This is a genomic window from Hyella patelloides LEGE 07179 (genome assembly GCF_900659865.1).
GTDB lineage: Bacteria > Cyanobacteriota > Cyanobacteriia > Cyanobacteriales > Xenococcaceae > Hyella > Hyella patelloides.
Genome location: NZ_LR214151.1, coordinates 1 through 4,802, shown reverse-complemented (window position 1 = coordinate 4,802; position 4,802 = coordinate 1). Strand labels below are relative to the sequence as shown.

The following is a 4,802-nucleotide window of genomic DNA, read 5'->3' as shown; positions in this document are numbered from 1 at the left end:
ATCAATGCAGTTAGAAGCCTGTAAAAGACAATTAGCAGCACCTTTGAGTAGCCGTGTAAAGGGAAACTTTGACGCACGGTTTCGGACGAGAGGGGAGCAATGGCAACATTCTCCTCGACTCTTCTACAAGGCTCTGTCTGCTAAAACAAACGGTTGGTATGAGCGACTTGAGAGAATCGATTACAAACAAACCTCTAGTCTTCTTACTGGCTGGAAAAAGACCGAAGACTTGGACTTTCTGAATGAAGTTAGTTGTGTACCTTTGCAGCAGTGTCTTAGACATCTGCAAAAAGCGTTTGCTAATTTCTGGGGTAAACGTGCTAAATATCCAAGGTTTAAAGCCAAACGTAATGGTGGTTCGGCTGAGTTTACTAAGTCTGCGTTTAAATTTCGAGACGGTAATCTTTGGCTTGCTAAATGCTTTGAACCATTGAATATAGTTTGGTCTAGGTTTTTGCCTCAAGGCTGTACCCCATCTACTGTTACAGTTAAACTTGAGCCTTCGGGTAGATGGTTTGTTTCTCTGTTGATAGATGACCCAACTATTCAACCATTGCCACCAATCAAAAAACAAGTTGGTATTGATGTCGGTGTTTCCAGTTTGATTACGACCAGCGATGGAGAAAAGATAGCCAATCCGAAGCATTTTAATCGGCTGTATCAAAAGCTGAAGGTAGCGCAAAAGGAATTGAGTCGGAAAACCAAAGGCTCGAATAACCGATACAAAGCGCGACTTGAGGTAGCTCGTATACACAGCCTTATCAAAGATGCTCGTACTGATTTTTTGCACAAGCTGACAACTGATTTGGTCAGAGCTAATAGCGTAATTGCTATTGAAGACTTGGCTATTAGAAACATGGTCAAGAATCACAAGCTTGCTCTTCGTATTAGCGATTCCGCTTGGGGAGAAATGTTTCGTCAGCTTGAATATAAGTGTGAATGGTACGGGAGAAAACTGGTCAAGATTGACCGATTCTTTCCTAGTAGTAAAAGATGTAACCATTGCGGTTTTGTAATGGATAAGTTGCCTCTTGATGTTCGTAGTTGGGATTGCCCTAGCTGCAAAACTACAGGTATTGATCGAGATGTAAACGCCAGCCAAAATATACTTGCTGCGGGACTCGCAGTGATTGTCTGTGGAGCGGACATAAGACCTGATAGACATAGTTCTAAAGGGCAGTTGCGAAATACTCAAGGACGCGATTTTCGAGGTTGCCTCGAAAATTCAAGCCGTCCGCGTAAGAGAAAGAAACAGAAACCTAAGTCGTGAGTCTTAGGAATCCCCCACTAAAACGCTCAAGCGTTTAGTGGTGGGAGGATGTCAAAAAAGCACAATAATCTGCTCCTGTTGCTTTACAGCTTTTTTCATCAACATTCAATTCGGGTAAGTTACCAACCGATTGTAAAAGTCCTTGAATCATTCCTTTGAGAAAATAACAACTTGGTTCATCAGTGGTTTTATTGAGACAAAATAGTTTTAATTGTATTTTATGTTTATTTCAGTGGGTATCATGCTACGAATTGAATTGGCTAATTGAGTTGCGCTATCTGCGATCGCTAATTCTTGGGCTTTGGTTGCCATTGCTTGTAAAGTTTCGGGAGTTTCTAACCAGCGATCTACTTGGTTTTGTAAGATTTCTGCGGTAGTTGAAGCTTGGGGATACATTACCGCAGCACCTGCTTCCACAAATACTTTGGCATTAAAAGTTTGATGGTCTTCGGCTGCATAAGGATAAGGTATCAAAATAGCAGGAGTTCCTGTAATAGCTAATTCAGTAAGAGTTCCTGCTCCTGCGCGACTAATAGCTAGATTGGCTCTTTGCAACAATCCAGCCATATTGTCATAAAAAGGTAAATGAATATAGTGGGGATGATTTAAGCTCTCTACATCAGGATCGTTATTACCCGTCAAGTGAACCATATATGCACCCTTATCCAACCAATTGGGGGCTACTTCCCTGACTAATTGATTAACCGCTACCGCCCCCTGAGAGCCTCCAGCAACCACAATTAAAATAGCATTGTCTGGAATTGCTAGATCGAGATTTTGCGGAGTCAAAAACTGGGAACGGACAGGGGTGCTAACATATTCTGTAGTGACTTGAGGTAAATATTGGGCTGTACCTCTAAAGCCAAGAGCAATTTTGCTACACCAACGACTGAGAAAACGAGTAACTTTTCCTGGGATAAAATTAGATTCATGGAGAATTGCAGGCTTGTTTTGTAGTTTCGCAGCTAAAATCGCAGGAGCAGCAATATAACCTCCTGTAGTAAACACCCCATCGATTTGTTGTTCTCTAATCAGCTTTTGGACTTGAAAAATCGCCGAGACAAAATTGAAAGCAATTTTGATAGTTTTAATCCCCAAACGCTGTTGCAATCCTTCTACTTTAACGATGTTGAGGGGATAAGATTCTGGAACTAAAGTATTTTCTAAACGATTGGGAACACCTAACCATTGAATTTCATAGTCTGATAATTGTTCTGCTACCGCTAAAGCAGGAAACAAATGTCCCCCTGTACCGCTAGCAGCTATCAGTAAGCGAATTGGTTTTGACTCTTCATTGACCATTGAACATTAAACATTAAACATTTACAGTATTTTGATTCAAGCCTTTCTCGTTACCCAGAAAAAGCTGGAAAATGCGAACCGAAAGCGAGTTTTTACGCCTAAATCCTTCGCCAATGATATAGTACCGCTTCTCAAAGGCGTGGTTTTTTGACCAATATAATCAATTATTAATTAGCAAGACGTTGTAAAGTTCGTTGATTCTCTTCTTTTGTCCCGACAGTAATTCTTAACCCGCCTCCTGTATGACGGATTAGAGTACCTTGAGTTTTTAGTTTTGCTGTTAAATCTGCTAAAGCTTCGTTCTGATGCTCTTGATTTTTTAATCTTAAATAAAAGAAATTAGCTCTCGTTTCCCATACTTGCAACTTATCGGCAAAATCTGTAGTTAAAGCTTGCCACATTTTTGCTCTTTCTTTAATGGTCTCCTCTACCAAGGGTAATAAGAGATGACGATTTTGCAATGCTACTAAAGCTGCTGTTTGAGAAAAAGCAGGTAAGTTGTAAGGAAGACGAACTTTTTCCAATACTTGAATCAAATCCGTATTTGCTATAGCGTAACCCACCCGATGAGCAGCTAAACGAAAAGCCTTAGAGAAGGTACGTAAAATAACCCAATTAGGATGCTGTGCAATTTCCTCTGCTACAGATGTTTGACTATATTCAAAATAAGCCTCATCCACCACTACTAAGATATCTTGGGGTAAATTTCGCAACCAGTTTAATTCTTCAGGAGTTAAACAGTTACCCGTAGGAGAATTAGGATGAACTACAAAAACTACTTTAACAGGGGGTTGCTGACGATTAGAGATTGCTGCTTTGGCTTGGGTTAAATTAATTGCAAAATTATTTTCGGTTCGCCCTATGGTAGTTACCCGAATACCCAGAGTTGTCGCCAAAATTCCATACATCGAAAAAGTAGGAGTCGCTACTAAAATCGAACCCTCACCACCGACACAAGTAGCAATTAAGAGCGAGCGAATCAACTCATCTGAACCATTACCCACAGAAATACGATCGCGGGTAACATCCCAAGATACTTGAGCCGATTCTACTACATATTCTGCGATCGCTTCTTGTAACTTGTAATGACTACCATCAGGATAGCGATTAGCTTCTAAAGTGTGCTGATATAAATAAGTTAATTTCTCTTTCAGTTCTAATGGTAAATCTAAAGGACTCTCATTAGTATCCAAACGATCTACTGGATGAGTCGGGTTTCCCCCTGGATGGGGTTTATAAGCAGCTAATTGAGATAAATCAGAACGGATGAAGGAAAGGCGATCGCTCATTGTCAGTTAATCATTGGTAATCCGTCATTAATTTTATACGTTTAGCTACTGTAGAGGGCAACCTAAATTAATAAACTTGATATTACAGAGCAATTTTAGAAATTTATAGCTGTTCGTCACCAGCCTGTATGACATCTGCTGCGACATCTTGGTTATTAGCTTGAAGAATTTGCTCTACTTTCTCTTTAGGAATTACAGGAACTCCTATTGACATACTCCCGTCGCGGGACGCGAGGGATTCTTGATTCATCCCAAGATAGCTAGGTCGGTCAAAGACTGACCCCCGCTAGAGCTTGATCCACAAGCAAACACGGTCTGCCCGACCGCTTTAATATTCATTGCTGCGTTCTTATCTCTCAGATTCTGGGAGTTACAGCTAGGACAAGTCCATTCTCTAATCTCTAGAGGTAGCTTATCCAAAATATGACCGCATGGATTACAGCGTTTAGATGATGGAAACCACCGATCTATAGCTACTAATTCTCGACCATGCCAAAAACATTTATATTCTAGTTGGCGGAGAAATTCACCCCAACCACAATCTGCTATGGCTTTCGCTAAGGAGTGGTTAGCCATCATGTTCTTTACTGCTAGAGTCTCGGTATAGATAGCTTGGCTTTCGCTAACCAATTTTGAACTTAGCTTATGTAAAAAATCGAGTCTGCAATCGGCTATTTTAGCGTGAAGCTTTGCTACTTTTAGCCTTGCCTTGTATCGGTTATTTGAACCTTTCTTCTTTTTAGCTAGTCTACGCTGTAAAGTTTTTAGTCTAGCTTGATATTTTTGGTAGTGTTTGGGATTGCCAGAAGCAAAGCCATTTGAGCAAACAGCTACGTCTTTAATTCCTAAGTCAATTCCGATTTCTTCTGTTGTCGGTGTCCATTGCGAGAATTCTTCCTCAACCAAAAAAGAGACAAAGTACCTGTTACTTGGGTCTTTGG

Annotated in this window: 6 protein-coding genes; 1 reads left to right on the top strand and 5 read right to left on the bottom strand. The window is 40.6% G+C overall.

Annotation, left to right across the window (positions count from 1 at the left end; genetic code table 11):
• Positions 1–4 precede the first annotated feature (4 nt).
• Complete coding sequence (locus H1P_RS31120; protein ID WP_246142030.1) at positions 5–1,270, top strand: RNA-guided endonuclease InsQ/TnpB family protein; 1,266 nt, start codon at positions 5–7, stop codon at positions 1,268–1,270.
• A gap of 34 nt (positions 1,271–1,304) precedes the next feature.
• Here H1P_RS31120 and H1P_RS31115 read toward each other — a convergent pair whose 3' ends face one another.
• The 5 genes from H1P_RS31115 to H1P_RS31100 all read right to left on the bottom strand — a co-directional run.
• On the bottom strand, positions 1,305–1,487 hold the full coding sequence (locus H1P_RS31115; protein WP_144875036.1) for a 4-vinyl reductase: 183 nt from the start codon (positions 1,485–1,487) through the stop codon (positions 1,305–1,307).
• On the bottom strand, positions 1,478–2,572 hold the full coding sequence (gene murG / locus H1P_RS31110) for an undecaprenyldiphospho-muramoylpentapeptide beta-N-acetylglucosaminyltransferase (RefSeq protein ID WP_144875034.1): 1,095 nt from the start codon (positions 2,570–2,572) through the stop codon (positions 1,478–1,480). The genes H1P_RS31115 and murG overlap by 10 nt, the downstream gene beginning before the upstream one ends.
• A 167-nt stretch (positions 2,573–2,739) precedes the next feature.
• Positions 2,740–3,861: a histidinol-phosphate transaminase gene (locus H1P_RS31105; protein WP_144875032.1), complete on the bottom strand. Its 1,122-nt coding sequence runs from the start codon at positions 3,859–3,861 to the stop codon at positions 2,740–2,742.
• Positions 3,862–3,964: 103 nt separating this feature from the next.
• Positions 3,965–4,111 carry a hypothetical protein gene (locus H1P_RS37885; RefSeq protein ID WP_222427334.1) on the bottom strand — a complete coding sequence of 49 codons (147 nt, stop codon included), beginning with the start codon at positions 4,109–4,111 and terminating at the stop codon, positions 3,965–3,967.
• A partial coding sequence (locus H1P_RS31100; RefSeq protein ID WP_144875030.1) for an RNA-guided endonuclease TnpB family protein occupies positions 4,108–4,802 on the bottom strand: 695 nt, incomplete at its 5' end. The genes H1P_RS37885 and H1P_RS31100, both read right to left, overlap by 4 nt.

Bases quoted from the DNA above. Each gene is read 5' to 3' on its own strand.
- H1P_RS37885 (WP_222427334.1), bottom strand. From the start codon at position 4,111: ATGAATCAAGAATCCCTCGCGTCCCGCGACGGGAGTATGTCAATAGGA.
- H1P_RS31120 (WP_246142030.1), top strand. From the start codon at position 5: ATGCAGTTAGAAGCCTGTAAAAGACAATTAGCAGCACCTTTGAGTAGC.
- murG (WP_144875034.1), bottom strand. From the start codon at position 2,572: ATGGTCAATGAAGAGTCAAAACCAATTCGCTTACTGATAGCTGCTAGC.
- H1P_RS31105 (WP_144875032.1), bottom strand. From the start codon at position 3,861: ATGAGCGATCGCCTTTCCTTCATCCGTTCTGATTTATCTCAATTAGCT.